This is a genomic window from Escherichia sp. MOD1-EC6021 (assembly GCF_002965245.1).
Lineage (GTDB): Bacteria > Pseudomonadota > Gammaproteobacteria > Enterobacterales > Enterobacteriaceae > Escherichia > Escherichia coli_F.
The window spans coordinates 1-25,283 of record NZ_PTRU01000020.1; the positions used below are offsets into that span (position 1 = coordinate 1).

A 25,283-nucleotide genomic window follows, 5' to 3' on the forward strand; every position below is an offset into this window, starting at 1 on the left:
CTAGTCTAAAAACTAGTATTAAGACTATCACTTAAATAAGTGATATTGGTTGTCTGGAGATTCAGGGGGCCAGTCTATGCACATACTGAGTGAGTCGATGAGCGGAATGTTGTCCGACATATCTTGCATGTAGCCGTATATTCCGTTTCACTCTGCTGTCACCGCATCCCGTATAGAGCAGCCTGAAATCGCTCAGAGTTCCCAGTCCAAGTTTCATTAATGCCCGTGTGGCAATCGCATGCAGGGTCTTTGAACTGCGTTGTTCATAACGGGCAATCTCACTGAAACTCATGCCCTGCATCAGAATCTTAAGCACGCTCAACTCCCGTGCAGTCAGGAGCCAGAAATCACTCATATCGCCGGGCAAAGGACGTAGTAACCAGCGGATAATTTGATTCTGATAACGACTCGCTGTCAGCAGGGTGCTTATGCGTGGGAAGCCGTAGTACAGACTTGCAGCAGGAGCATTATCGAACCAGTCGGAGTCACCGGTCAGGCAGACCTGCCATTGCCCGGCATCACTCCGCAAGCGGACAAGACAAGCCAGAAGAACCAACTCCCCCGAAGGAAGCGAAGGGATATCAGCTAACAGGTAGCCACAGGAGGTCTTTAAAACGAATTCAACCTCTGTAGTGACGTTGCTGTACACCCGCACGAGATACCTGTCCGTTGGGATGAGAGACTCCAGTGCCAGCCTGGTGAACTGACAGGCACTGATAATAACCAGAGGCTTCTTCATTCAGACTCGTCCACGCCATTGCTACAAAACCTGACATTTTGATTCAAAATGTCAGGTTTGGTTTAATTACCTGAATATTTAATTTTCTTGGAATATAAGTCTAATTTTTATGACTTTTATTGTTTTTAATTTTGTGTTATTTAACAGTGTGAGTGAAAGTTAACCACTGGTATGACCTTGATGGTTAATCATTTCAAATCATGGGGTTATTTTACTTTAGCGAGAAATATCAACATGTTATGTGTTTTATTTAATTGAATGGGCTGTTTTTTTATGGAAGAATTGAGGCAAACGTAGGAATCTGACATTTTGAATCAGAAGGTACTGTTTTAACGAGGCTTTTTTTTCCACACCACTTTAAATCGAGCAGCATTACTGGCTGTGTATCTGACAGTATGCTGAATATTTCGATGACCCAGATAATCCTGAAGTAGTCGGGTATCGACACCATTGTCAGCCAGAGCAAATCCACAGGCATGACGTAACATATGAGGATGTGCTTTTACAGCTAATCCTGCACGTCTTCCTGCCTCACGAATGATCGAAAAAAAATGTTGTCTGCTGATAGGGCGGCGTTTCCGGGAGAGAAAAAGCCAGTCTCCTTCAACTCCATTTTCAATTAACTTCCTCTGCTTAAGCCACAACTTGATCAAATTATATTCATCAGGAAGAAGAGGATGTGTTGTCGAGAAACCATTTTTAATACGCCGAATATTAAGTTGTTTTCCTGATGCATCAATATCGGATAAACGTAAATCAAGAAGTTCACTGGCCCTAAAACCGTGAATGAAAGCCATCATAATTAGACAGCGATTTCTTTCAGGAAAGGACATGCTCTGGGCTGCATCCATCAGCCTGTAGACTTCATCCTGTGTGAGATATTTTCTCGTCATACGCCACCGTGTACAGTTGTAAAAAAAAGAGGCACACCCAGATAAGTGTGCCTGCAATCAGAACGTTATCGATGTAATTTCATTATCTCATTAATAAGATTTTTTGAATAGTAGTTCTACGCAATAGATAAAATATGAAATATTTATTGTGCGGTTTTTCTACAACTCATTTTTAATGCGCGATTTTTTCTACAATGATGTGAAACAAAAAATATTAAAACCCTGAGTCAAGGAGCGGGGGTGAATGTGTATTACGTCTAATGTTTTAGTGATGTTCAATAGTCTTGATTTATTTAATGTTATTTTTACGTAAAATAACTTTTTCTGCATATATTATTGATTTTGTTTGTTTTTTATGCGTTGCAAAGTAAGGGTGCAGAAAAGAAAAGATCTTTGACGTTAATAATACTAATTTACAAATATATCTTATCATAAGATTTTCTTTACTTTTTGGTTGTGAGGAAATCATCGTTCATGGACGCTACCAATAAATTAGAGATGTTCTCTTGAATAATTTTTTCTGATTGCAAATCTCAGTTTGTTTGGTTTTTGTTCATTTGTTTAAGTGTATTCCAACACTTTTAATTTTTTGCAAAAACGTACTAACAATTTTTTCTTATCAATTGATAATAAATAAAAAATAAAATGTTAGAGAAGCGATAATCTTGTGATAAAAAATATTTAATCATGATGACTGATTAAAGAAGGGTAGAAATAAATCGCTGCTAATAAATTATACGAACCGTGTTTAAAGCTCCACGTAGTTTTTGGGTCTGACTTATTTTTATACTCGCCACAAGCCCCCTTTGCGTGCATGATAACCGAATAAATTGAGTTTTTTAGCGTAGACCTGATATTACTCCACGCTTTGGGATAAATACGCCCGGCTTACGCAGTTGATCGCTGACCACTGCTAACCGGGAGTGGGAAAGAACAAGTAACCCTGGCCAGGAGCACTGGTTGCGTGATTCTTAAGCTGAGTGGCATTACACTTGTGGTTTATCAGTGTATCCATAGCACCATCATCCGCCAGATTGAGCGAATCGGCTTAAAGTTTGATGGCGGGACTGCGGATATGAAGCATGAGAGTTACCTATGTTTTTATATAAGGATTCGGTCCTTATCGTAGAACGGTAACTCTCAAGCTTATAAGTTCCTGCGTTAGTTCAAATCGCGATTCAGTTTTTTCGCTCTTACTGGCATCCCATTCGCCACAAAATACGCCGCCAGACTTCTGGGCAACGCTTCTCGTCCGCGAATCATATCCGCCATTTTCTCGCCAATCATAATGGTCGTGGCGTTCAGATTGCCGGTGATAATCTGCGGCATAATTGACGCATCGACTACGCGTAATCCTTCCAGCCCGTGCACGCGGCCTTCGCCATCCACAACGGACATCTCGTCGTACCCCATTTTGCACGTACCGCATGGGTGGAAGGCGGTTTCGGCGTGATTACGCACGAACTCATCGAGCTGCTCATCTGTCTGGCATTCCGCGCCGGGGCTGATTTCGCGGCCACGGTATTGATCCAGCGCCGGTTGATGCATGATCTCGCGGGTGATGCGAATCGCGTCGCGGAACTCCTGCCAGTCCTGTTCGTGCGACATGTAGTTAAACAAAATCGCCGGATGCTGGTGCGGGTCGCGGGATTTAATCCGCACATGCCCACGGCTTGGCGAGCGCATCGATCCGACATGGCACTGGAAGCCGTGCTCTTTCACTGCGTTCGAGCCGTTATAGTTAATCGCCACTGGCAGGAAATGGTACTGAATATTCGGCCATTCAAATTCCTCACGGCTGCGGATAAATCCACCTGCTTCAAAGTGGTTGCTGGCACCCACGCCGGTGCCGCCAAACAGCCACTCCGCGCCGATTTTCGGCTGGTTCCACCACTGCAGGGCAGGGTAGAGGGAAACCGGTTCTTTGCACTCGTATTGCAGGTACATCTCCAGATGATCCTGAAGATTTTCGCCCACGCCGGGCAAATCATGCACCAGCGGAATATCAAACTCCGCCAGCAGTTCAGCGTTGCCGACGCCGGAGCGTTGCAGGATTTGTGGTGAGGCAATCGCGCCTGCACATAACAGCACTTCTTTGTTGGCCGTTGCGCGGGTTGGGATGGTGCTGTCGCCTTCCAGCCACTCGACGCCTACCGCGCGTTTGCCGTCAAAGATAATGTGATCGGTCATGGCGTGAGTTCGAATAGTCAGGTTCGGGCGCGATTTGGCCTGATCGAGATAACCCCGCGCGGTGCTGGCGCGACGGCCCTGCGGCGTGACGGTGCGGTCCATCGGGCCGAAACCTTCCTGCTGATAACCGTTAAGGTCTTCTGTGCGCGGATAGCCCGCCTGCACGCCCGCCTCAATCATCGCTTCAAACAGCGGATTGACACCCGGTTTTGAGGTGGTCACGCTTACCGGGCCATCACCGCCGTGGTAGTCGTTCTCGCCTACATCGCGAGTCTCGGCCTTGCGATAGTAGGGCAGACAGTCGAGGTAGCTCCAGTTCTCCAGACCGGGTTCTTGCGCCCAGTTATCGAGATCCAGTGCGTTACCACGGATGTAACACATGCCGTTGATCAGTGATGATCCGCCAAGCCCCTTACCGCGTCCGCACTCCATGCGACGGTTGTTCATAAATGGTTCGGGTTCTGTCTCATAGGCCCAGTTATAGCGTTTACCCTGTAGCGGGAACGCCAGCGCAGCGGGCATTTGGGTACGGAAGTCAAAGCGATAGTCCGGGCCGCCCGCTTCAAGCAGCAGCACGGTAGTGTTCGGATCTTCAGTCAGACGTGTCGCGAGGACGTTGCCGGCAGAGCCGGCGCCAATAATGATGTAGTCAAATTGCAAATAAACCTCCTGGTTAGAATATGGACTGGAATTTAGCCATCTCAACCTGGATGGACTTCACCTGGGTATAACTCTGGAGCGTGATCACGCCGTTCTCGCGGCCAATGCCGGAGTGTTTGTAACCGCCAACGGGCATCTCCGCCGGGGATTCGCCCCAGGTGTTGATCCAGCAAATGCCGGCTTCCAGCTGATGAATGACGCGATGCGCGCGGTTCAGATCCGCTGTGACGATGCCCGCCGCCAGGCCGTAGTCGGTATCATTGGCGCGGCGAATCACTTCGTCCTCAGATTCATAAGTGAGAAGCGACATCACCGGACCGAAGATCTCTTCGCGCACGATGGTCATTTCGTCGCGGCAATCGGTGAACACGGTCGGTGCAACCCATGCGCCGTTATCGAAGCCATCGCCTTTCAATACATCGCCGCCGCACAGTACGCGCGCGCCTTCCTCTTTGCCTTTGGCGATGTAACGCAGCACGTTATCGCGATGCGGGAAGCTGACCAGCGGGCCAAAATTGGTTTGAGGGTCGAAAACGTCGCCCGCGCGAATGCGTTCAACGCGCGTGAGAATCTTTTGCTCAAATGCGGCTTTGCATTTCGCCGGAACGAACACGCGGGTGCCGTTGGTACACACTTGGCCGGAGCTGAAGAAGTTCGCCATCATGGCGATATCGGCGGCGAGATCGAGGTCTGCATCGTCGAAAACGATCAGCGGTGATTTACCGCCCAGCTCCATGGTCACTTCTTTCAGGGAGGAAGCCGCCGAGTTAGCCATCACTTTTTTGCCGCTGGCGACACCGCCGGTAAATGACACTTTGGCAATGCCCGGATGCTCGGTCAGATACTGCCCGGTTTCCGCACCTACGCCCGGCAACACGTTAAATACGCCGTCCGGCAGGCCCGCTTCGCTGTAGATTTCAGCCAGCTTTAACGCGGTAAGCGGGGTAACTTCGCTCGGTTTGAATATCATCGCGTTGCCTGCGGCCAGTGCCGGTGCGGATTTCCACAAAGCAATCTGAATCGGGTAATTCCATGCGCCAATTCCGGCGACCACGCCCAGCGGTTCACGGCGGGTATAAACAAACGACGTCTCGCGTAGCGGGATCTGGCTGCCTTCCAGCGCCGGGATCAGCCCGGCGTAGTACTCCAGTACGTCCGCGCCGGTAACGATATCGACGGTTGAGGTTTCTGAATACGCCTTCCCGGTGTCGAGGGTTTCCAGTTTAGCGAGTTCGTCATTGCATTCGCGCAGAATATCAACGGCTCGACGCAGAATGCGCGAGCGTTCCATGGCGGTCATCGCCGCCCAGATTTTTTGCCCTTGTTGGGCACTCTTCACGGCGCGATCGACATCCTCACGCCCGGCGGCCTGCACGGTCGCCAGCACGTTACCGTTGGCCGGGTTAATGGTCTCGAAGGTGCGACCGCTGGTGGCGGAGGTATAACCACCATGTATATAAAGCTGCTGTTCTGCCATTCGGGACATCACGTCTCCTCGGTTAATCGGTGGGTAAATGCTGAGTAATAAAGTGACGGGTCAGCGAGTGTGCGAGAGGTTTATCCAGCGGTTTACCGCTCAATGCCGCGCGCAGCCATAAACCGTCAATCAGCGCGGCCAGGCCATAACCTGCCTCCTGTGCCTCTTTGCGCGGTAACTCGCGGTGAAATTCGCTCACCAGATTCGACAACAAGCGGCGGCTGCTCACCTGCTGCAAACGGTAAAGCATCGGCTGATGCATACTGCTGGCCCAAAACGCCAGCCAGGCTTTCATCGCAGCATTACTGACCTGAGTCTCATCGAAATTTCCGTCAACAATCGCCTGTAATCGCTGCTCAGGGCTGCCATCCGGTAGCGCGTGTAAGCGGTTCAAGACCGCGTCACGCAGCTGGCTGGTGATATCACGCATGGTCGCTTCCAGCAGACCATTTTTGTCTTTGAAATAGTGGCTAATGATCCCGGTGGAAACGCCCGCCCGGCAGGCGATCTGCGCGATCGTCGCATCGTGCATACCTACTTCATTTATTGCTTCCAGCGTGGCGTCGATCAGTTGTCTGCGCCGGATCGACTGCATCCCCAATTTGGGCATTTTTGCCACTCCATTCATCAGCGTTGTTAATCTATTAAAGCGGTTATTGATTGGACGTTCAATATAAAATGTGTCTTAATTGTTACGAATTTGATTTTAAATGGTAACAATAATAGTGGGGATACTGGATGACAGACCTTTCGCACAGCAGGGAAAAGGACAAAATCAATCCGGTGGTGTTTTACACCTCCGCCGGACTGATTTTGTTGTTTTCCCTGACAACGATCCTGTTTCGCGACTTCTCGGCCCTGTGGATTGGCCGCACGCTGGACTGGGTTTCTAAAACCTTCGGTTGGTACTATCTGCTGGCGGCAACGCTCTATATTGTCTTTGTGGTCTGCATCGCTTGTTCGCGCTTTGGTTCGGTAAAACTTGGGCCTGAGCAGTCTAAGCCAGAGTTCAGTTTACTGAGCTGGGCGGCGATGCTGTTCGCAGCCGGGATTGGTATTGATCTGATGTTCTTCTCCGTTGCTGAGCCGGTCACGCAGTATATGCAGCCGCCGGAAGGGGCAGGGCAGACGATGGAAGCGGCGCGTCAGGCGATGGTCTGGACGCTGTTTCACTACGGCTTAACCGGCTGGTCGATGTATGCGCTGATGGGCATGGCGCTCGGATACTTCAGCTATCGTTATAATTTGCCGCTCACGATCCGCTCGGCGCTGTATCCGATTTTCGGTAAACGGATCAACGGGCCGATTGGTCACTCGGTGGATATTGCAGCGGTGATCGGCACCATCTTCGGGATTGCCACCACGCTCGGCATTGGCGTGGTGCAGCTTAACTATGGCCTGAGCGTACTGTTTGATATCCCGGATTCAATGGCGGCGAAAGCGGCGCTGATCGCCTTGTCGGTGATCATCGCAACGATCTCTGTCACCTCCGGTGTCGATAAGGGCATTCGCGTGTTATCGGAACTCAACGTTGCGCTGGCGCTGGGGTTGATCCTGTTCGTGCTGTTTATGGGCGACACCTCGTTCCTGCTTAATGCGCTGGTGCTGAACGTTGGCGATTACGTTAACCGCTTTATGGGAATGACGCTCAACAGTTTTGCCTTTGACCGCCCGGTTGAGTGGATGAATAACTGGACGCTCTTCTTCTGGGCGTGGTGGGTGGCATGGTCGCCGTTTGTCGGCCTGTTCCTGGCGCGTATCTCACGCGGACGCACCATTCGCCAGTTCGTGCTGGGCACGCTGATCATTCCGTTCACCTTCACGCTGCTGTGGTTGTCGGTGTTCGGTAACAGTGCGCTGTATGAAATCATTCATGGCGGCGCGGCATTTGCCGAGGAAGCGATGGTCCATCCGGAGCGCGGCTTCTACAGCCTGCTGGCGCAATATCCGGCATTTACCTTTAGCGCCTCGGTTGCCACCATCACTGGCTTGCTGTTCTACGTAACTTCGGCGGATTCCGGGGCGCTGGTGCTGGGGAATTTCACCTCGCAGCTTAAAGATATCAACAGCGACGCGCCGGGCTGGCTGCGTGTCTTCTGGTCGGTTGCCATTGGTCTGCTGACGCTCGGTATGTTAATGACCAACGGGATATCCGCGCTGCAAAACACCACGGTAATCATGGGGCTGCCGTTCAGCTTTGTGATTTTCTTCGTGATGGCGGGATTGTATAAATCTCTGAAGGTAGAAGATTACCGCCGTGAAAGTGCCAACCGTGATACCGCACCGCGACCGCTGGGGCTTCAGGATCGCCTGAGCTGGAAAAAGCGTCTCTCGCGCCTGATGAACTACCCAGGAACGCGTTACACCAAACAGATGATGGAAACCGTCTGTTATCCGGCAATGGAAGAAGTGGCGCAGGAGCTGCGGTTGCGCGGCGCGTACGTGGAGCTAAAAAGCCTGCCGCCGGAAGAGGGACAACAGTTGGGGCATCTGGATTTGTTGGTGCATATGGGCGACGAGCAAAACTTTGTCTATCAGATTTGGCCACGGCAATACTCAGTGCCGGGCTTTACCTACCGCGCACGTAGCGGGAAATCGACCTATTACCGGCTGGAAACCTTCCTGTTAGAAGGCAGCCAGGGTAACGACCTGATGGACTACAGCAAAGAGCAGGTGATCACCGATATTCTCGACCAGTACGAGCGGCACCTTAACTTTATCCATCTCCATCGTGAAGCGCCGGGCCATAGCGTGATGTTCCCGGACGCGTGATTGTTATTGCATAAAACCGCGCCATGTCTGCATATGGCGCGGGAATCATTGACTCGCTGTAAAAAATTATGCATATATTATATATGATTGTCATGTCATATCCTGAAATTCCTCTTGTATCACTTCATGATTTTATATTTTATTAATTAACGATTTTAATTTGTATTAGCTGAAAGGATTCAGACCTATAGAGATATATATTTATTAATAAGACGATTCTTATATTTTGATACCTAATAAGAGTTACCACTTTTATCGGCTGTATATTAAATGTATTCCTCTTGCTTTTGTTTATATTTTGAGTTGATTTGAATTCTTGGATACATATAATGCGCAGGTATTAGAGACTGGGAGGAATGTAATGATAAAGTTAAGAGTGTTAACTTAAAATAAGTTTTAAGTAATAACTTGCTATTTTATTACCCTCTGAACTACATACTCAGATATGTGGTTGCCAATGCTATGCAAAATTTTTGAATTTTTATATGCGATGAACAGTAACCGGAATGGCATTTAATGCGTTGCTGTTTATGCAATCTTAGTTTTATTTGGATGTATTGCTGGAGATTGTGATGAATAAAATATATCGGCTAAAGTGGAACAGGTCCCGTAACTGTTGGAGCGTCTGCTCTGAGCTGGGGAGCAGAGTAAAAGGAAAAAAGTCCCGGGCTGTTTTAATTAGCGCGATAAGTTTATATTCATCTCTGGTATTCGCCGATGATGTCATCGTAAACCAGGATAAAACTATTGATTTTGGCAAAGAGAACCAGAGCATCGATTACCGTATTACGGTGACTGACAATGCCAATCTGGTAATCAATGCGACAGATACTTCCCGTCCGCGTCTGACTCTCGCTTCTGGTGGTGGGTTGGATATTACCGGAGGAAAGGTAACAATCAATGGCCCACTTAACTTTTTGCTGAAAGGTACGGGGTTCCTGAATGTCTCCAATGCTGGCAGCGAGTTATATGCTGATGATTTGTATGAGTCAAACTCAGGCATGAGACACGATCGCGGCTATTTTAATGTCTCCAACGGCGGCAAAATCCATGTTAAGGGCACCAGCCGTCTGACTTATACGCAGGGAAATGTCAGTGGGGAAGGTAGCCAGGTAAATTCTGAAACCTTCTTTATGGGCGTTTACAGCAGTTACGGTGGTAATCAGTACCTGTCAGTTAATAACGGCGGTGAAGTTAATGCCAGTGAGAAAATTAGCCTGGGCTATTATGATCAAAACTCCGATACAACACTTGCCGTTTCGGAAGGTGGTAAAATTTCTGCGCCGACTATTAGTTTAAGCACCAACTCTGAGTTAGCGTTAGGTGCACAGGAAGGAAGCGCAGCGAAGGCGGCAGGGATTATTGATGCCGAAAAAATTGAGTTTGTGTGGGCAAAGACATCCGATAAGAAAATCACCTTAAACCACACGGATAAAAATGCGACTATTTCCGCGGATATTGTCAGTGGCAGTGAGGGCCTGGGTTATATCAACGCGCTCAATGGCACGACTTACTTAACCGGGGATAACTCCGCCTTTAGCGGTAAAGTCAAAATTGAGCAAAATGGCGCTTTAGGGATCACCCAAAATATAGGTACAGCAGAAATCACCAACCGTGGGAAATTACACCTGAAGGCTGACGATAGCATGACCTTTGCCAATAAGATTTCCGGCAACGGTACAATAAGTATCGACAGTGGGACGGTGGAGTTGACCGGCAATAACTATGCATTCAGCGGATATATTGATGTCGCTTCCGATGCTGTCGCTGTTATTTCTGAAGACAAGAACATCGGCCGTGCAGAACTGGATGTTGATGGCAAACTGCAAATTAATGCCAATAAAGATTGGGTGTTTGATAACGATCTTGAAGGTAAAGGCGTTGTTGAAATAAACATGGGGAATCACGAATTCTCCTTCGATGAGTTTGCTTATACAGACTGGTTTCAGGGGGCACTGGCATTCCAGAACACGACATTTAACCTGGAAAAAAATGCTGAGTTTCTGCAGAAAGGCGGGATCACTGCGGGTCAGGGAAGCCAGATAACAGTGGGTAAGGGTGCTCACTCCATTAGCACTCTGGGATTCTCGGGCGGAACGGTTGATTTTGGTGCCCTGGCAGCTGGTGCACAGATGACAGAAGGGACAGTCAACGTTAGTAAAACGCTGGATTTGCGTGGCGAGGGTGTGATTGAGGTTTCTGACAGTGACGTTGTCCGCTCTGTATCTCGTGATATTGACTCTGCGTTATCGCTCACTGAAGTCGATGATGGTAACAGCACCATTAAGTTGGTTGATGCGCAAGGTGCGGAAGTTCTGGGCGATGCGGGCAATCTGCAATTGCAGGATAAAAATGGGCAAATCCTCTCCAGCAGCGCCCAACGTGATATTCAGCAGAATGGGCAAAAAGCGGCCGTCGGCACTTACGACTATCGTCTGACGAGTGGGGTAAACAATGACGGTCTGTATATCGGTTACGGCCTGACCCAGCTTGAATTGCAGGCTACCGACAGTGATGCCCTGGTGCTGAGTGCCAACGGTAAAAGCGAGAATGCCGCCGATCTTAGTGCAAAGATTACCGGCAGTGGTGACCTGGCCTTCAGCAGCCAGAAAGGTCAGACCGTATCGCTTTCTAACAAAGACAACGACTATACCGGTATTACCGATCTGCGCAGCGGGACGCTTTTGTTGAATAACGATAACGTGTTGGGTAATACCCATGAACTGCGTCTGGCGGCAGAGACTGAACTGGATATGAATGGTCACAGCCAGATCGTGGGCACGCTCAATGGCAGCGCCGATTCACTGCTGAGCTTGAACGGCGGGAGTCTGACGGTTACCAACGGGGGCACTTCAACCGGTTCGTTAACGGGAAGCGGAGAGCTGAATATTCAGGGCGGCACGCTGGATATCGCGGGCGATAACAGCAACCTGACGGCGAATGTGAACATTGCTAATTCGGCTAATGTCCTGGTTAGTCATGCGCAGGGATTGGGTAGCGCAAACCTTGAGAACAACGGTACCCTGGTGTTGAATAATAGCGCTGAGAAAAGAGCGGCTGCGTCTGTGAATTACACCCTGGGCGGCAATCTGACCAACAACGGTACGCTGATGACCGGAATGTCAGGACAGCAAGCTGGCAACGTGTTGGTGGTGAAGGGGAACTACCACGGTAATAACGGTCAACTAGTAATGAATACGGTACTGAATGGCGATGACTCAGTAACCGATAAATTGGTTGTCGAGGGCGATACTAGCGGCACGACTGCCGTTACGGTGAATAACGCTGGCGGTACAGGTGCGAAAACCCTTAACGGTATCGAACTTATCCATGTTGACGGTAAGTCTGAGGGCGAATTTGTTCAGGCTGGGCGTATCGTTGCGGGGGCATATGACTACACTCTCGCGCGTGGACAAGGGGCAAATAGTGGTAACTGGTATCTGACCAGCGGCAGTGATTCTCCTGAACTGCAGCCGGAGCCAGACCCGATGCCGAATCCGGAGCCAAACCCGAATCCAGAGCCGAACCCTAACCCGACACCTACGCCGGGTCCGGATCTGAATGTGGATAATGACCTGCGACCGGAGGCGGGTAGCTACATTGCGAACCTTGCAGCAGCGAATACCATGTTCAACACGCGTCTGCATGAGCGTCTGGGTAATACGTACTATACCGACATGGTGACGGGTGAGCAGAAACAAACCACTATGTGGATGCGCCATGAAGGTGGTCATAATAAATGGCGTGATGGCAGCGGCCAGCTGAAAACCCAAAGCAATCGCTATGTTCTGCAACTGGGAGGCGATATCGCGCAGTGGAGCCAAAACGGCAGCGACAGCTGGCATGTTGGGGTCATGGCGGGATATGGCAACAGCGACAGCAAAACGACCTCCTCGCGCACTGGTTATCGTGCAAAAGCGAGCGTGAACGGATATAGCACCGGTCTTTATGCCACCTGGTATGCCGATGACGAATCGCATAATGGAGCGTATCTCGACAGTTGGGCGCAGTACAGCTGGTTTGATAACACAGTGAAAGGGGATGACTTACAAAGTGAATCCTATAAATCAAAAGGATTTACCGCTTCACTGGAAGCTGGATACAAACACAAATTAGCTGAATTTAATGGCAGCCAGGGAACGCGTAATGAATGGTATGTTCAGCCGCAAGCACAGGTTACCTGGATGGGAGTCAAAGCCGATAAGCACCGCGAAAGCAACGGAACCCTCGTTCATAGCAACGGTGATGGCAATGTTCAAACCCGACTTGGCGTAAAAACCTGGCTGAAGAGCCACCATAAAATGGATGACGGTAAATCCCGCGAGTTCCAGCCGTTTGTAGAAGTGAACTGGCTGCATAACAGTAAGGATTTCAGCACCAGTATGGATGGCGTCTCCGTCACTCAGGATGGAGCCCGAAATATTGCTGAGATAAAAACCGGGGTGGAAGGACAGCTAAATGCCAACCTGAATGTCTGGGGGAATGTGGGCGTTCAGGTTGCCGATAGAGGATATAATGACACCTCTGCAATGGTGGGCATTAAGTGGCAATTCTGATCTGAATAATGAGTAAAAGGAGAGAGAGCCGAACGGGAGATAATTCGGCTCTCTGTGTCATTTTCTTGCAGCCAGCTTTATCAGTCAGAGTGAAGACTCGCAGATTTAGCTGGCGCACAAGATTTCATCAAGGTGTGTTCAATGGCTTCGCATGATTTGAGTGTTTTTTTGGAAGAGTTCGGGGCAACGGTGAATTTGACGTTGCCTGGTATCGTGTCCGAAAAAGAACGGCTTTTACTCAAGCTGCTAATGGAGGGAATGTCGGTTACAGAAATATCACAATACAGAAATCGTAGCGCAAAGACAATTTCACATCAGAAGAAGCAGTTGTATGAAAAATTAGGCATCCAGAGTGATATTACTTTCTGGCGGGATATCTTTTTTCAATATCATCCGCAAGTCATCAGTGGCAAGGGAAATAAAAATAATTTTTATATTCCTGATAACCGTTGTCACCATATCGTCACGCCTGAAGCCATCAGTCTGGCGTTGGAAAATCACGAATTCAAACCGTGGATCCAGCCCGTTTTCTGCGCGCAGACAGGGGTACTGACGGGCTGTGAAGTGCTTGTTCGCTGGGAACATCCGCAAACGGGAATTATCCCACCGGATCAGTTTATTCCTCTGGCGGAGTCATCCGGTCTTATTGTCATAATGACTCGCCAGTTGATGAAACAGACTGCGGATATTCTGATGCCAGTAAAACATTTGCTGCCGGACAATTTCCATATTGGCATCAACGTCTCGGCAGGATGTTTTTTGGCCGCAGGATTTGAAAAAGAGTGTCTGAACCTGGTCAAGAAATTAGGTAACGATAAAATCAAGCTGGTTCTTGAGCTAACGGAACGCAACCCCATTCCGGTAACGCCAGCAGCCAGAGCGATATTTGACAGCCTTCATCAGCACAACATTACCTTTGCGCTGGATGACTTTGGTACGGGTTATGCGACCTATCGTTATCTGCAGGCGTTTCCGGTCGATTTTATTAAAATTGACAAGTCGTTTGTGCAAATGGCGAGTGTTGACGAAATCTCCGGTCATATTGTGGACAATATTGTCGAACTGGCGCGTAAGCCTGGTCTGAGTATTGTGGCGGAAGGGGTAGAAACTCAGGAACAGGCGGATTTAATGATTGGTAAAGGCGTACACTTTTTGCAGGGCTATTTGTACTCTCCGCCAGTACCGGGTAATAAATTTATCTCTGAATGGGTAATGAAAGCAGGTGGTTGATGTAAACCGCTATTCACAGCGCATCGGGAGGTTGGCAGCGATTAATTCTCCCGATGCAGTAAATCCTGATAGATCCCCGTTAATATGCCATTTGGCGAAAATTGTTTTTTAATCCACTGCGTCACCTGACCGGTGGCAGAGTGCTGGGTCGCCAGTAACATGCGTGAATCCTGGCGCGGATTATGGATTTGTCGGGTAACCAGCAGGGATTGCGCCATCGCCTCACGGACCATGTAATCCGGCAAAAAACCAATTCCTTCGCCTAAAATCTGGCACTGACATTTGGTGTTGAAATCTGGCACCAGAATCGACTCCTGCCCATGCAGCAACCAGCCCACTTTTTTATTAATCGTATGCGCGGTGTCTTCCACCATGATATTAGGATAGAGACGCAGTTGGCTTTCGGCGATGGGTTCCGGCACGAAGGCTAACGGGTGATCCGGGGCGATAGCAAAAGCCCAGCGAATCGCGCCAATCTCCGTGTAATCAATGCCGCCGCCGTCCAGCAGCGTGTCGGGTGCGCCGATAGCGATATTCGCCTGATTATTAATAATCGCATCCCAGACGCCATTATACACTTCGGTGGTGACGGTAATCTGGCAGGTAGGAAACTGCTTTTTCAGTACCTGCAATAAGCGCGCGGTGTGTTTGGGCGTATAAAGCAGCTGATTAATACAAATGCGAACCCGTGCTTCTATGCCCTGCGAAATAGTATCAATGCTGCGTTTGATGGCATGGAAATCATTCAGCAGATCGGTAGCTTTGCGGAAAAAATAACGCCCGGACTCCGTTAACTCAATGCTTCGGGTACTGCGAGTGAACAGCACCACATCCAGCCCCGTTTCCATTCGCTTGATGGTGTAGCTAATGGCGGAAGTGGTTAAACCCAACTCTTCTGCGGCTTTACTGAAGCTGCCAAAACGCGCAGCGGTAGTAAATGCCAACAGATTCTCTTCGGTAAAAATTGAGTTCATTAAACCATTCCCGCCATTATCTACTATGAATTTCTCCAGCTATGACTGTAGAGGTATCGGTTAAAGATAGATAATCATTTTTGAATAACTTTTAATACCCGTCGCGTTTAGTCGTCGCTTCGCTTAATTTTTGTCCGCCATATTCTGAAATTATCCCCACGCAGTTACCCGCCAGAAAACCCAGTAATGTCACCGTCCAGTTCATCCCGCTGGCAAAAAACAGCGTCATGCCGAGAAAGCCTCCGGGAATGAATGACAGTAACCAGAAACGCCCTTGCCAGACCACTACAGCTGAGAAAGGCACGGTAGTCATCACGCTTGCCCAGAACACGGAAAGCCCACTCACCGGGGCCAGCCAACCGGCAGCCAGCGCGGCGAAAAACGCCCACACCATCCCGGAATAATTAACCGCCAGGCTTCTGATAAACCCCGATTTACCGCCGCCTGCGGCATAAAAACTGCAAAAGGCGACGAAGCCAATGGTTCCTAATAATTCCCATCCCTGAGAGAGCCCGACATGTGAAGACACTAACTGCCAAAGCCCTGCACAAACACCGACGGTTATACCCGTTGCAGTGAGTCCGTTCATCTTGTTCCCCTCTGGTTAGACATGGACGAAAGCTGCGCTTACATGTGCAGACTATAGAGAAATAAAACCTGATTGAGTGAAAGGGTATCGGGTCAAAGAAACAAATATTGCACTACCGCACACTGCGAAAAGATTGTTGAACATCATTCAACAAAAAGGCGAAATACGGCGAATTAAATTTAAGCGGGTTCTTTTATCAGATTATCGTTGCTATTCTCAATTCATCGAAAACAGCCACAAAAAACAGGGGAATGTTAATGAGTATAAAAAATCTACCTGCCGATTATTTATTGGCTGCACAACAGGGTGATATCGATAAAGTAAAAACCTGCCTTGCTCTGGGGGTAGATATAAATACCTGCGATCGTCAGGGGAAAACGGCAATTACGCTGGCAAGTTTATATCAGCAATATGCTTGCGTTCAGGCATTAATTGATGCCGGAGCGGATATTAATAAACAAGACCAGACCTGTTTAAATCCTTTTTTAATGAGCTGCCTGAACGGTGATTTAACGCTACTACGAACTATTTTACCGGCTAAACCAGACCTTAATTGTGTAACCCGTTTCGGCGGTGTCGGCCTGACGCCTGCCTGTGAAAAAGGCCATTTAAGTATTGTGAAAGAGCTTTTGACGCATACGGATATTAACGTTAACCAGACCAACCATGTTGGCTGGACGCCACTCCTGGAAGCAATTGTGCTTAACGATGGCGGGATAAAACAGCAGGCGATTGTCCAGTTATTGCTGGAACACGGTGCCAGCCCGCACATGACGGATAAATATGGCAAAACGCCGCTGGAACTGGCGCGGGAACGAGGCTTTGAAGAGATTGCGCAGTTACTGATTGCCGCAGGTGCATAAACCGGGAGGCTTGCTATCGACACACCAGAAAGACGGTGTGTGTGGGCGCTAACTGCGGATGCTGATTTTCTGGCGCAGCGGGGGCAAGGACAGGTTGAACAGGTCTTTGCCAGAGCGGTAAATATCGCACTTCCGGCCCGCCAGCAGTTGCTAACGCTGCTTTGTGAAGAGTACGACAATGCGCCAAACAGTTGTCGGTTGGCACTCACTCACTTTGATGGTCTGTTCCGTCATGGTGATAAGGTTCAGTTTGATGATCAAGGTATTACGGTTGGTCAACATCTTCATATAGAGATGAGTCATTGCCAGCGTTGGCTGTTCCCAGCTTTGCAAATGACCGCTGAAAATTTTCACCTTATCGCCTGGCAACAGTGGCACGACATTATTCATCAACACCTGGGGGAAAATGAAACCCTGTTTAATTATTGTGGCGATAACCCGTTCTATCAGGCATTAAAAAAAGAATTACATATTAAACGACGGGCTGTTATTCAGGCCGTAAACGATAAAGAAAATATCGCTTTGGCGATTGCTAATATGATGGGGTTAGGGATTGGCCTTACGCCATCAGCCGACGATTATTTAACAGGTCTGGCGCTTATTTTATTTATTCCCGGGCATCCGGCGGAAAAATACAAAGAGGAATTTTATCTCGGTCTGCAACGCGGCAGAAATAATACCACGTTATTAAGTGCCATAACGCTGGAAGCCGCATTACAACAACGCTGCCGGGAAAATATTCATCGTTTTATTCATAACATTATTTATGACATACCTGGGAACGCAACTCAGGCAATAGAAAAAATTAAACATATTGGCTCCAGTTCCGGCTGCGACATGCTGTATGGCATGGCCGATGGTTGTGCGCTGAGCCAAACCTACGGAGGGAATTATGTCAGTTAAAATAGTCATTAAACCGAATACCTATTTTGATTCTGTCTCGCTGATGTCTATCTCCACGCGTGCAAATAAACTCGACGGCGTCGAGCAGGCATTTGTGGCGATGGCGACCGAAATGAACAAAGGCGTTCTGAAGAATTTAGGGCTGCTGACGCCGGAGCTGGAGCAGGCGAAAAACGGCGACCTGATGATTGTCATCAACGGCAAAGCGGGCGCAGACAACGAGCAGTTGCTGGTGGAGATTGAAGAACTGTTCAACAGCAAAGCGCAAAGCGGCTCGCACGAGGCGCGTTATGCCACGATTGCCAGCGCCAAAAAGCATATCCCGGAAAGTAACCTGGCAGTGATTTCGGTCAACGGTCTGTTTGCCGCTCGCGAAGCACGTCAGGCGCTGCAAAACGATCTTAACGTGATGCTGTTTTCCGATAATGTCTCAGTTGAAGATGAACTGGCGCTCAAGCAACTGGCCCACGAAAAAGGGCTGCTGATGATGGGGCCAGACTGCGGCACGGCGATTATCAACGGCGCGGCGCTCTGCTTTGGTAACGCTGTGCGTCGCGGCAACATCGGTATTGTTGGCGCATCCGGCACCGGTAGCCAGGAGCTGAGCGTCCGCATTCATGAATTTGGCGGCGGCGTTTCGCAACTGATTGGCACCGGCGGGCGCGACCTGAGCGAGAAAATCGGCGGCCTGATGATGCTCGACGCTATCGGGATGCTGGAAAACGATCCGCAAACTGAAATCATTGTACTTATCTCCAAACCGCCCGCGCCTGCGGTGGCCCGCAAAGTGCTGGAACGCGCACGCGCCTGCCGCAAGCCGGTGGTAGTCTGCTTCCTCGGTCGTGGCGAAACGCCAGTGGATGAGCAGGGGCTACAGTTTGCCCGCGGCAGTAAAGAGGCGGCATTGAAAGCGGTGATGCTCTCCGGCGTGAAACAAGAACATCTCGAGCTGCATACGCTGAACCAGCCGTTGATTGCGGATGTGCGGGCGCGTCTGCAACCGCAGCAGAAATACATTCGTGGCCTGTTCTGCGGCGGCACGCTGTGTGACGAAACCATGTTCGCGGTGATGGAAAAACACGGCGATGTCTACAGCAATATCCAGCCCGATCCGGAATTCCGCCTGCAAGATATCAACCGCAGCATCAAACACACCTTCCTCGACTTTGGCGATGACGACTTCACCAACGGCAAGCCGCATCCAATGATTGACCCCACCAACCGTATCAGTCGCTTGATCGAAGAAGCGCGCGATCCAGAAGTGGCGGTGATCGTGATGGATTTTGTGCTCGGATTTGGATCGCATGAAGATCCGGTCGGCTCCACCATCAAGGCGATCAAAGAGGCGAAAGCGATCGCCGCTGCCGAAGGACGCGATTTGATCATTCTCGCCTATGTGCTGGGTACCGATCTTGATACGCCATCATTAGAACAACAAAGCCAGATGCTGCTTGATGCCGGAGTGATTCTGGCGAGCAGTAGCACCAATACCGGATTGCTGGCGCGTGAATTTATCTGCAAAGGGGAGGAAGCCTGATGAGCCCGTCACTGTTTAGCCAACCGTTGAACGTTATTAACGTCGGCATCGCCATGTTTAGCGATGACCTGAAAAAGCAGTATGTAGAAGTGACCCAACTCGACTGGACGCCGCCGGGGCAGGGCAATATGCAGGTGGTGCAGGCGCTGGAACGCATTATCCAGTCGCATCCGGTGCTGATTGGTTTTGATCAGGCGATTAACGTGGTGCCTGGCATGACAGCGAAAACCATTCTTCACGCCGGGCCACCAGTGACCTGGGAAAAAATGTGCGGCGCGATGAAAGGCGCGGTCACCGGGGCGCTGGTGTTCGAAGGACTGGCGAAAGATCTTGACGAGGCGGCTGAATTGGCGGCTTCCGGGGAGATCACCTTCTCGCCTTGCCACGAGCATGACTGCGTGGGTTCGATGGCGGGTGTTACCTCTGCCTCGATGTTTATGCACATCGTGAAAAACAAAACCTACGGCAACATCGCTTATACCAACATGAGCGAGCAGATGGCGAAGATTTTGCGTATGGGCGCCAACGATCAGAGCGTGATTGACCGCCTCAACTGGATGCGCGATGTGCAGGGGCCCATGCTGCGCGACGCGATGAAAATTCTCGGTGAGATTGATCTGCGCTTAATGCTGGCGCAGGCGCTGCATATGGGCGATGAGTGTCATAACCGCAATAACGCCGGGACGACGCTGCTGATTCAGGCGCTGACGCCGGGGATTATTCAGGCGGGCTATTCTGTCGAGCAACAGCGCGAAGTGTTTGAGTTTGTCGCCAGCAGCGATTACTTCTCCGGCCCGACGTGGATGGCAATGTGTAAAGCAGCGATGGATGCGGCGCACGGCATTGAATACAGCACCGTGGTGACCACCATGGCGCGTAACGGCGTCGAGTTTGGCCTGCGGGTCAGCGGCCTGCCGGGGCAGTGGTTTACCGGCCCGTCGCAGCAGGTCATCGGCCCGATGTTTGCCGGTTATAAGCCGGAAGATTCGGGGCTGGATATTGGCGACAGCGCCATCACCGAAACCTACGGCATTGGTGGATTTGCTATGGCGACCGCGCCTGCAATCGTCGCGCTGGTGGGCGGTACGGTGGAAGAGGCTATCGATTTCTCCCGTCAGATGCGCGAAATCACTCTCGGCGAAAACCCCAACGTGACCATTCCGCTGCTCGGTTTTATGGGTGTGCCGACGGCAATCGACATCACCCGCGTGGGTAGCAGTGGCATTCTGCCGGTGATCAACACCGCCATTGCCCATAAAGATGCGGGCGTCGGCATGATTGGCGCGGGCATTGTGCATCCACCATTCGCCTGCTTCGAAAAAGCCATTCTTGGCTGGTGCGAACGTTACGGCGTCTGACCTGCAAAGTGCGCGTTGTCTCTGCCGGATGCGGCGTGAACGCCTTATCCGGCCTACGAGTGGCGCAAGAATCTGTAGGCCTGATAAGCGTAGCGCATCAGGCATTTGTCACGATTGCCGGATGCGGCGTGAACGCCTTATCCGGTCTACGAATGGCTCAAGAATCTGTAGGCCTGATAAGCGTAGCGCATCAGGCAATTTGGCGTTGGTCATAACCCCATCACCCTCTGTAGCTGACATAACAACATGAAAGAACTTGTGGTCGTTGCCATTGGTGGCAACAGCATTATCAAAGATAACGCCAGCCAGTCGATTGAGCATCAGGCGGAGGCGGTGAAAGCCGTGGCCGATACGGTGCTGGAAATGCTGGCTTCCGATTACGACATTGTGCTGACCCACGGCAACGGGCCGCAGGTTGGGCTGGATCTACGCCGTGCGGAGATTGCCCACGAGCGCGAAGGGCTGCCCTTAACGCCGCTGGCGAACTGTGTGGCAGATACGCAAGGCGGCATTGGCTACTTGATCCAACAGGCGCTGAACAATCGGCTGGCGCGCCACGGCGAGAAAAAAGCCGTCACCGTGGTGACTCAGGTGGAAGTGGATAAAAACGATCCGGGATTTGCTCACCCCACCAAGCCCATTGGCGCATTCTTCAGTGAAAGCCAGCGTAACGAATTACAAAAGGCAAACCCTGACTGGCGTTTTGTTGAAGATGCCGGACGGGGCTATCGCCGCGTGGTCGCCTCGCCGGAACCGCAACGTATTGTCGAAGCACCTGCCATTAAGGCGCTGATCCAACAAGGCTTTGTGGTAATTGGCGCGGGCGGCGGTGGAATTCCGGTGGTGCGCAGCGAAGCGGGGGATTACCAAAGCGTGGACGCGGTTATCGACAAAGATCTCTCTACCGCGCTGCTGGCTCGCGAAATTCACGCCGACATTCTGGTGATCACCACTGGCGTGGAAAAAGTGTGTATTCATTTTGGCAAACCGCAGCAGCAGGCGCTGGATCGGGTGGATATTGCCACCATGACCCGCTATATGCAGGAAGGGCATTTCCCGCCAGGCAGCATGTTGCCAAAAATCATCGCCAGCCTGACGTTCCTGGAACAGGGCGGTAAAGAAGTGATTATCACCACGCCGGAATGCCTGCCCGCGGCGCTGCGTGGCGAAACGGGCACCCATATTATTAAAACGTAAGGACGTAAGATGAAAAAAAACAATAGCCGCCGTGAATTTCTGAGCCAGAGCGGTAAGATGGTCACCGCCGCCGCGCTGTTTGGTACCTCTGTGCCATTCGCCCATGCGGAGGTCTCTGGCACAACCCACTGCGACGCGAATAACACCATGAAAATCACTGACCCGCATTACTATCTTGATAACGTGCTGCTGGAAACCGGTTTTGACTACGAAAACGGTGTGGCGGTGCAGACCCGCACGGCGCGCCAGACCGTGGAGATTCAGGACGGTAAAATTGTTGCGCTACATGAGAACAAGCAGCATCCGGACGCCACGCTGCCGCAATATGACGCTGGCGGTAAGCTGATGCTGCCCACTACTCGCGACATGCATATTCATCTCGACAAAACCTTTTACGGCGGACCGTGGCGCTCGCTCAATCGCCCGGCAGGCACCACCATCCAGGACATGATCAAACTCGAGCAGAAAATGCTGCCGGAGTTACAACCGTACACGCAGGAGCGGGCAGAAAAACTGATCGATTTATTGCAGTCGAAAGGCACCACCATTGCCCGCAGCCACTGCAATATCGAACCGGTTTCCGGCCTGAAAAATCTGCAAAATTTGCAGGCGGTGCTGGCGCGACGTCAGGCGGGCTTCGAGTGTGAAATCGTCGCCTTCCCGCAGCACGGTTTGCTGCTGTCGAAATCGGAACCCTTGATGCGTGAAGCAATGCAGGCAGGCGCGCATTACGTCGGCGGGCTGGACCCGACCAGTGTTGATGGCGCGATGGAAAAATCCCTCGACACCATGTTCCAGATTGCGCTGGACTACGACAAAGGCGTCGATATTCATCTGCACGAAACCACTCCGGCGGGCGTGGCAGCCATCAATTATATGGTTGAAACAGTGGAGAAAACGCCGCAGCTAAAAGGCAAGCTGACCATCAGCCACGCCTTTGCGCTGGCTACCCTCAACGAGCAACAAGTAGATGAACTGGCGAACCGGATGGCGGCGCAGCAAATCTCGATCGCCTCGACGGTGCCGATTGGCACGTTGCATATGCCGCTCAAACAGCTGCACGACAAAGGCGTAAAAGTGATGACCGGCACCGACAGCGTTATCGACCACTGGTCGCCTTACGGCCTGGGCGACATGCTGGAAAAAGCCAATCTGTACGCGCAGCTCTATATTCGTCCTAACGAACAGAATTTGTCCCGCTCGCTGTTTTTAGCCACTGGTGATGTATTGCCGCTCAACGAAAAAGGCGAGCGCGTCTGGCCTAAAGCGCAGGATGACGCCAGCTTTGTGCTGGTGGACGCCTCCTGTTCCGCCGAGGCGGTGGCGCGTATCTCGCCGAGAACCGCAACGTTCCATAAAGGGCAACTGGTGTGGGGGAGTGTGGCAGGTTGATACGAATTTGAAACGCCTGCAACGGTGAATAGTAAGAGATTTAAGCCCCAGGGAGTGGGGCGGGAATGGTTTGTTAATGAATGATCCTGAACTTTATAATCTCCCGGCATAATTTCCAGGGGATTATTTGAGAGAAATACACAAAAGTGAGTTTTAACAAAGGTATTTATCAAGCCATAAATGTGACCTGCTTCAGATAAAAAAGATTAAACATAGAAAAACCAATGATCCTCTTGCTGATGGTTATCAACAGTAATTAAGATGTGATTTTTTTCCGTAATCGCGAAAATATTCTCATGACCATAAAAGAAAAAATCTCACAAAAATATCCCCATGCTTCCTTTTGTAGTTTTGGCGATTCAGCAGCGTTGGCCGATTACCTCGCAACGTTGATTGCAACTGGTGTTAAAACTGCTTCCTGTGGTTCGCTGGCAGGATGTATTGAAGACAACGCATTTCCGATGATTGGCGAGTATAAGATTGTAGAAAATAGCCGTGGTGAGCCTGTGTGTGTTATCAGAGTTATTGGCCTGCATTTACTGCGCTTTTCTGATGTCACCGAAGAGATTGCCCGCAAGGAAGGTGAAGGTGATCTTAGTCTTGAATATTGGCGCCATGAACACCGTCGTTTTTTCCAGGCAGAGGGAAGCTATTCACCCGAAATGGACGTTATTTTTGAAGAATATGCCCTCATTGACGTTGTGTAGATAACTATTTTTCTACGCGAAATAAGCTCGCAAACATAAAGTATCGCTAATTGTGTTTGTTTTACTATTTTTTACGTGATGAATGTCACACTTATTGTTGCTGCCCATTTTGTCCATATTTATAACCAAATTTTTAATAGCTGCCTGAAATAGGGCTGTTTATTCTGCATTAAAATATTCGAAAATTCTTATTCTCTCCAGCGCGCTAATTTGGGCGAACACTTCCTGACTACCCTGCAATGAGGCTGAAATGATGAATAAACGTTTTGTTATCAATATGGTGTCTTCGCTGTTATTAGGCGCTGCGCTAATTTCCTCGCCGCTCCAGGCCGCGGAAAAAGTCGTGGTGAATATCTCTAAAGTCGATGGTATGCCGTGGTTTAATCGCATGGGCGAAGGTGTGGTCGAGGCGGGTAAAGCCTTTGGTGTTAATGCGTCACAGGTGGGGCCTTCAAGTACTGATGCTCCGCAACAGGTTAAAATCATTGAGGATTTAATCGCCCGTAAGGTTAATGCAATTACAATTGTGCCAAACGATGCCAACGTGCTGGAACCGGTATTCAAAAAAGCGCGAGATGCCGGAATTGTGGTTCTGACCAACGAATCCCCCGGTCAGCCAAGTGCTAACTGGGATATCGAAATCATTGATAACGAAAAATTTGCCGCTGAATATGTTGAACATATGGCGAAACGCATGGGTGGCAAGGGCGGCTATGTGATTTACGTGGGTAGTTTGACCGTGCCGCAGCATAACTTATGGGCTGACTTGCTGGTGAAATACCAGAAAGAGCATTACCCGGATATGCATGAAGTTACCCGCCGCATGCCGGTTGCCGAGAGTGTGGATGACTCACGTCGTACCACACTGGACCTCATGAAAACCTATCCTGACTTGAAAGCGGTTGTCTCCTTTGGTTCAAACGGTCCGATTGGCGCGGGACGTGCGGTGAAAGAGAAACGGGCGAAAAATAAAGTCGCAGTCTATGGCATGATGATCCCTTCACAGGCGGCATCACTGATTAAAAGTGGTGATATCACCGAAGGGATTACTTACGATCCGGCCTCTGCAGGTTACGCACTCGCGGCCGTCGCCAGCACGTTGCTGAAGGGTGAAGAGATCAAACCTGGATTAGAAATGGAGAATCTCGGTAAGGCCGACGTAGATATGGATAAGCGAATTATCCGTTTCCATAAGGTATTACTGGTCAACAAAGACAATATTGACTCACTTTATTAATCCATTTCT

General features: G+C 50.1%; 17 protein-coding genes and 1 pseudogene. 11 read left to right on the forward strand and 7 right to left on the reverse strand.

Translation table 11 applies throughout. The annotated features are described in order from the left end of the window. Window positions 1-70: 70 nt before the first annotated feature. The 5 genes and pseudogenes from hyxR to betI all read right to left on the reverse strand — a co-directional run. Window positions 71-739: pseudogene (gene hyxR / locus BEB54_RS19925) on the reverse strand (LuxR family transcriptional regulator HyxR); the annotation flags it as partial. A gap of 329 nt (window positions 740-1,068) precedes the next feature. Further along, the gene (gene ipbA, locus BEB54_RS19930) at window positions 1,069-1,632 is read right to left on the reverse strand and encodes a tyrosine-type DNA invertase IpbA (protein WP_105282254.1); all 564 of its coding nucleotides are present in this window, start codon (window positions 1,630-1,632) and stop codon (window positions 1,069-1,071) included. Window positions 1,633-2,793: 1,161 nt separating this feature from the next. After that, window positions 2,794-4,482, reverse strand: a complete 1,689-nt coding sequence (gene betA / locus BEB54_RS19935; protein WP_105277162.1) for a choline dehydrogenase — start codon at window positions 4,480-4,482, stop codon at window positions 2,794-2,796. A 13-nt stretch (window positions 4,483-4,495) separates the two neighbouring features. Beyond that, window positions 4,496-5,968, reverse strand: coding sequence for a betaine-aldehyde dehydrogenase (gene betB / locus BEB54_RS19940; RefSeq protein ID WP_105277163.1), 1,473 nt, complete (start codon window positions 5,966-5,968; stop codon window positions 4,496-4,498). A gap of 13 nt (window positions 5,969-5,981) precedes the next feature. Continuing rightward, complete coding sequence (gene betI / locus BEB54_RS19945) at window positions 5,982-6,569, reverse strand: transcriptional regulator BetI (protein WP_105277164.1); 588 nt, start codon at window positions 6,567-6,569, stop codon at window positions 5,982-5,984. Window positions 6,570-6,697: 128 nt separating this feature from the next. Here betI and betT point away from each other — a divergent pair, with 128 nt between their 5' ends. From betT to BEB54_RS19965, 3 genes are all read left to right on the forward strand, one after another. Then, window positions 6,698-8,731 carry a choline BCCT transporter BetT gene (betT, locus tag BEB54_RS19955; protein ID WP_105277165.1) on the forward strand — a complete coding sequence of 678 codons (2,034 nt, stop codon included), beginning with the start codon at window positions 6,698-6,700 and terminating at the stop codon, window positions 8,729-8,731. 572 nt (window positions 8,732-9,303) lie between these two features. Further along, on the forward strand, window positions 9,304-13,287 hold the full coding sequence (gene ehaA, locus BEB54_RS19960) for an autotransporter adhesin EhaA (RefSeq protein WP_105277166.1): 3,984 nt from the start codon (window positions 9,304-9,306) through the stop codon (window positions 13,285-13,287). Between the two features lie 141 nt (window positions 13,288-13,428). After that, window positions 13,429-14,517, forward strand: a complete 1,089-nt coding sequence (locus BEB54_RS19965; RefSeq protein WP_105277167.1) for an EAL domain-containing protein — start codon at window positions 13,429-13,431, stop codon at window positions 14,515-14,517. 41 nt (window positions 14,518-14,558) lie between these two features. Here the strand turns inward: BEB54_RS19965 and BEB54_RS19970 are convergent, their stop codons facing one another. Next, window positions 14,559-15,491, reverse strand: coding sequence for a LysR substrate-binding domain-containing protein (locus BEB54_RS19970; RefSeq protein WP_001084390.1), 933 nt, complete (start codon window positions 15,489-15,491; stop codon window positions 14,559-14,561). A gap of 91 nt (window positions 15,492-15,582) precedes the next feature. Next, window positions 15,583-16,080 (reverse strand): DUF1097 domain-containing protein, encoded by a 498-nt coding sequence (locus tag BEB54_RS19975; protein WP_105277168.1) that lies wholly within the window; start codon window positions 16,078-16,080, stop codon window positions 15,583-15,585. Between the two features lie 257 nt (window positions 16,081-16,337). Between BEB54_RS19975 and BEB54_RS19985 the strand changes: the two genes are divergently transcribed. From BEB54_RS19985 to BEB54_RS20020, 8 genes are all read left to right on the forward strand, one after another. Next, a complete protein-coding gene (locus BEB54_RS19985) occupies window positions 16,338-16,943 on the forward strand; it encodes an ankyrin repeat domain-containing protein (RefSeq protein ID WP_105277169.1) in 606 nt (201 codons plus the stop codon). 39 nt (window positions 16,944-16,982) lie between these two features. Further along, window positions 16,983-17,846 carry a DUF2877 domain-containing protein gene (locus BEB54_RS19990; RefSeq protein WP_105277170.1) on the forward strand — a complete coding sequence of 288 codons (864 nt, stop codon included), beginning with the start codon at window positions 16,983-16,985 and terminating at the stop codon, window positions 17,844-17,846. Then, window positions 17,836-19,383: an acyl-CoA synthetase FdrA gene (fdrA, locus tag BEB54_RS19995; RefSeq protein ID WP_105277171.1), complete on the forward strand. Its 1,548-nt coding sequence runs from the start codon at window positions 17,836-17,838 to the stop codon at window positions 19,381-19,383. The genes BEB54_RS19990 and fdrA overlap by 11 nt, the downstream gene beginning before the upstream one ends. Beyond that, window positions 19,383-20,741, forward strand: a complete 1,359-nt coding sequence (locus tag BEB54_RS20000; protein ID WP_105282255.1) for a DUF1116 domain-containing protein — start codon at window positions 19,383-19,385, stop codon at window positions 20,739-20,741. Before fdrA ends, BEB54_RS20000 begins: the two co-directional genes overlap by 1 nt. 246 nt (window positions 20,742-20,987) lie before the next feature. Further along, window positions 20,988-21,938, forward strand: a complete 951-nt coding sequence (locus BEB54_RS20005) for a carbamate kinase family protein (protein WP_105277173.1) — start codon at window positions 20,988-20,990, stop codon at window positions 21,936-21,938. 9 nt (window positions 21,939-21,947) lie between these two features. Then, the gene (locus tag BEB54_RS20010; protein ID WP_105277174.1) at window positions 21,948-23,330 is read left to right on the forward strand and encodes an amidohydrolase family protein; all 1,383 of its coding nucleotides are present in this window, start codon (window positions 21,948-21,950) and stop codon (window positions 23,328-23,330) included. 296 nt (window positions 23,331-23,626) lie between these two features. Beyond that, window positions 23,627-24,037: an ASCH domain-containing protein gene (locus tag BEB54_RS20015; protein WP_123059751.1), complete on the forward strand. Its 411-nt coding sequence runs from the start codon at window positions 23,627-23,629 to the stop codon at window positions 24,035-24,037. A 253-nt stretch (window positions 24,038-24,290) separates the two neighbouring features. Beyond that, window positions 24,291-25,274 carry an autoinducer 2 ABC transporter substrate-binding protein gene (locus BEB54_RS20020; protein ID WP_001042116.1) on the forward strand — a complete coding sequence of 328 codons (984 nt, stop codon included), beginning with the start codon at window positions 24,291-24,293 and terminating at the stop codon, window positions 25,272-25,274. The last annotated feature ends 9 nt before the right edge of the window (window positions 25,275-25,283 follow it).

What these genes read in the sequence shown, in the direction of transcription:
- ipbA (WP_105282254.1), bottom strand. Translation starts at nt 1,632, where the DNA reads ATGACGAGAAAATATCTCACACAGGATGAAGTCTACAGGCTGATGGAT.
- betB (WP_105277163.1), bottom strand. Translation starts at nt 5,968, where the DNA reads ATGTCCCGAATGGCAGAACAGCAGCTTTATATACATGGTGGTTATACC.
- betI (WP_105277164.1), bottom strand. Translation starts at nt 6,569, where the DNA reads ATGCCCAAATTGGGGATGCAGTCGATCCGGCGCAGACAACTGATCGAC.
- betT (WP_105277165.1), top strand. Translation starts at nt 6,698, where the DNA reads ATGACAGACCTTTCGCACAGCAGGGAAAAGGACAAAATCAATCCGGTG.
- ehaA (WP_105277166.1), top strand. Translation starts at nt 9,304, where the DNA reads ATGAATAAAATATATCGGCTAAAGTGGAACAGGTCCCGTAACTGTTGG.
- BEB54_RS19965 (WP_105277167.1), top strand. Translation starts at nt 13,429, where the DNA reads ATGGCTTCGCATGATTTGAGTGTTTTTTTGGAAGAGTTCGGGGCAACG.
- BEB54_RS19970 (WP_001084390.1), bottom strand. Translation starts at nt 15,491, where the DNA reads ATGAACTCAATTTTTACCGAAGAGAATCTGTTGGCATTTACTACCGCT.
- BEB54_RS19975 (WP_105277168.1), bottom strand. Translation starts at nt 16,080, where the DNA reads ATGAACGGACTCACTGCAACGGGTATAACCGTCGGTGTTTGTGCAGGG.
- BEB54_RS19985 (WP_105277169.1), top strand. Translation starts at nt 16,338, where the DNA reads ATGAGTATAAAAAATCTACCTGCCGATTATTTATTGGCTGCACAACAG.
- fdrA (WP_105277171.1), top strand. Translation starts at nt 17,836, where the DNA reads ATGTCAGTTAAAATAGTCATTAAACCGAATACCTATTTTGATTCTGTC.
- BEB54_RS20000 (WP_105282255.1), top strand. Translation starts at nt 19,383, where the DNA reads ATGAGCCCGTCACTGTTTAGCCAACCGTTGAACGTTATTAACGTCGGC.
- BEB54_RS20005 (WP_105277173.1), top strand. Translation starts at nt 20,988, where the DNA reads ATGAAAGAACTTGTGGTCGTTGCCATTGGTGGCAACAGCATTATCAAA.
- BEB54_RS20010 (WP_105277174.1), top strand. Translation starts at nt 21,948, where the DNA reads ATGAAAAAAAACAATAGCCGCCGTGAATTTCTGAGCCAGAGCGGTAAG.
- BEB54_RS20015 (WP_123059751.1), top strand. Translation starts at nt 23,627, where the DNA reads ATGACCATAAAAGAAAAAATCTCACAAAAATATCCCCATGCTTCCTTT.
- BEB54_RS20020 (WP_001042116.1), top strand. Translation starts at nt 24,291, where the DNA reads ATGAATAAACGTTTTGTTATCAATATGGTGTCTTCGCTGTTATTAGGC.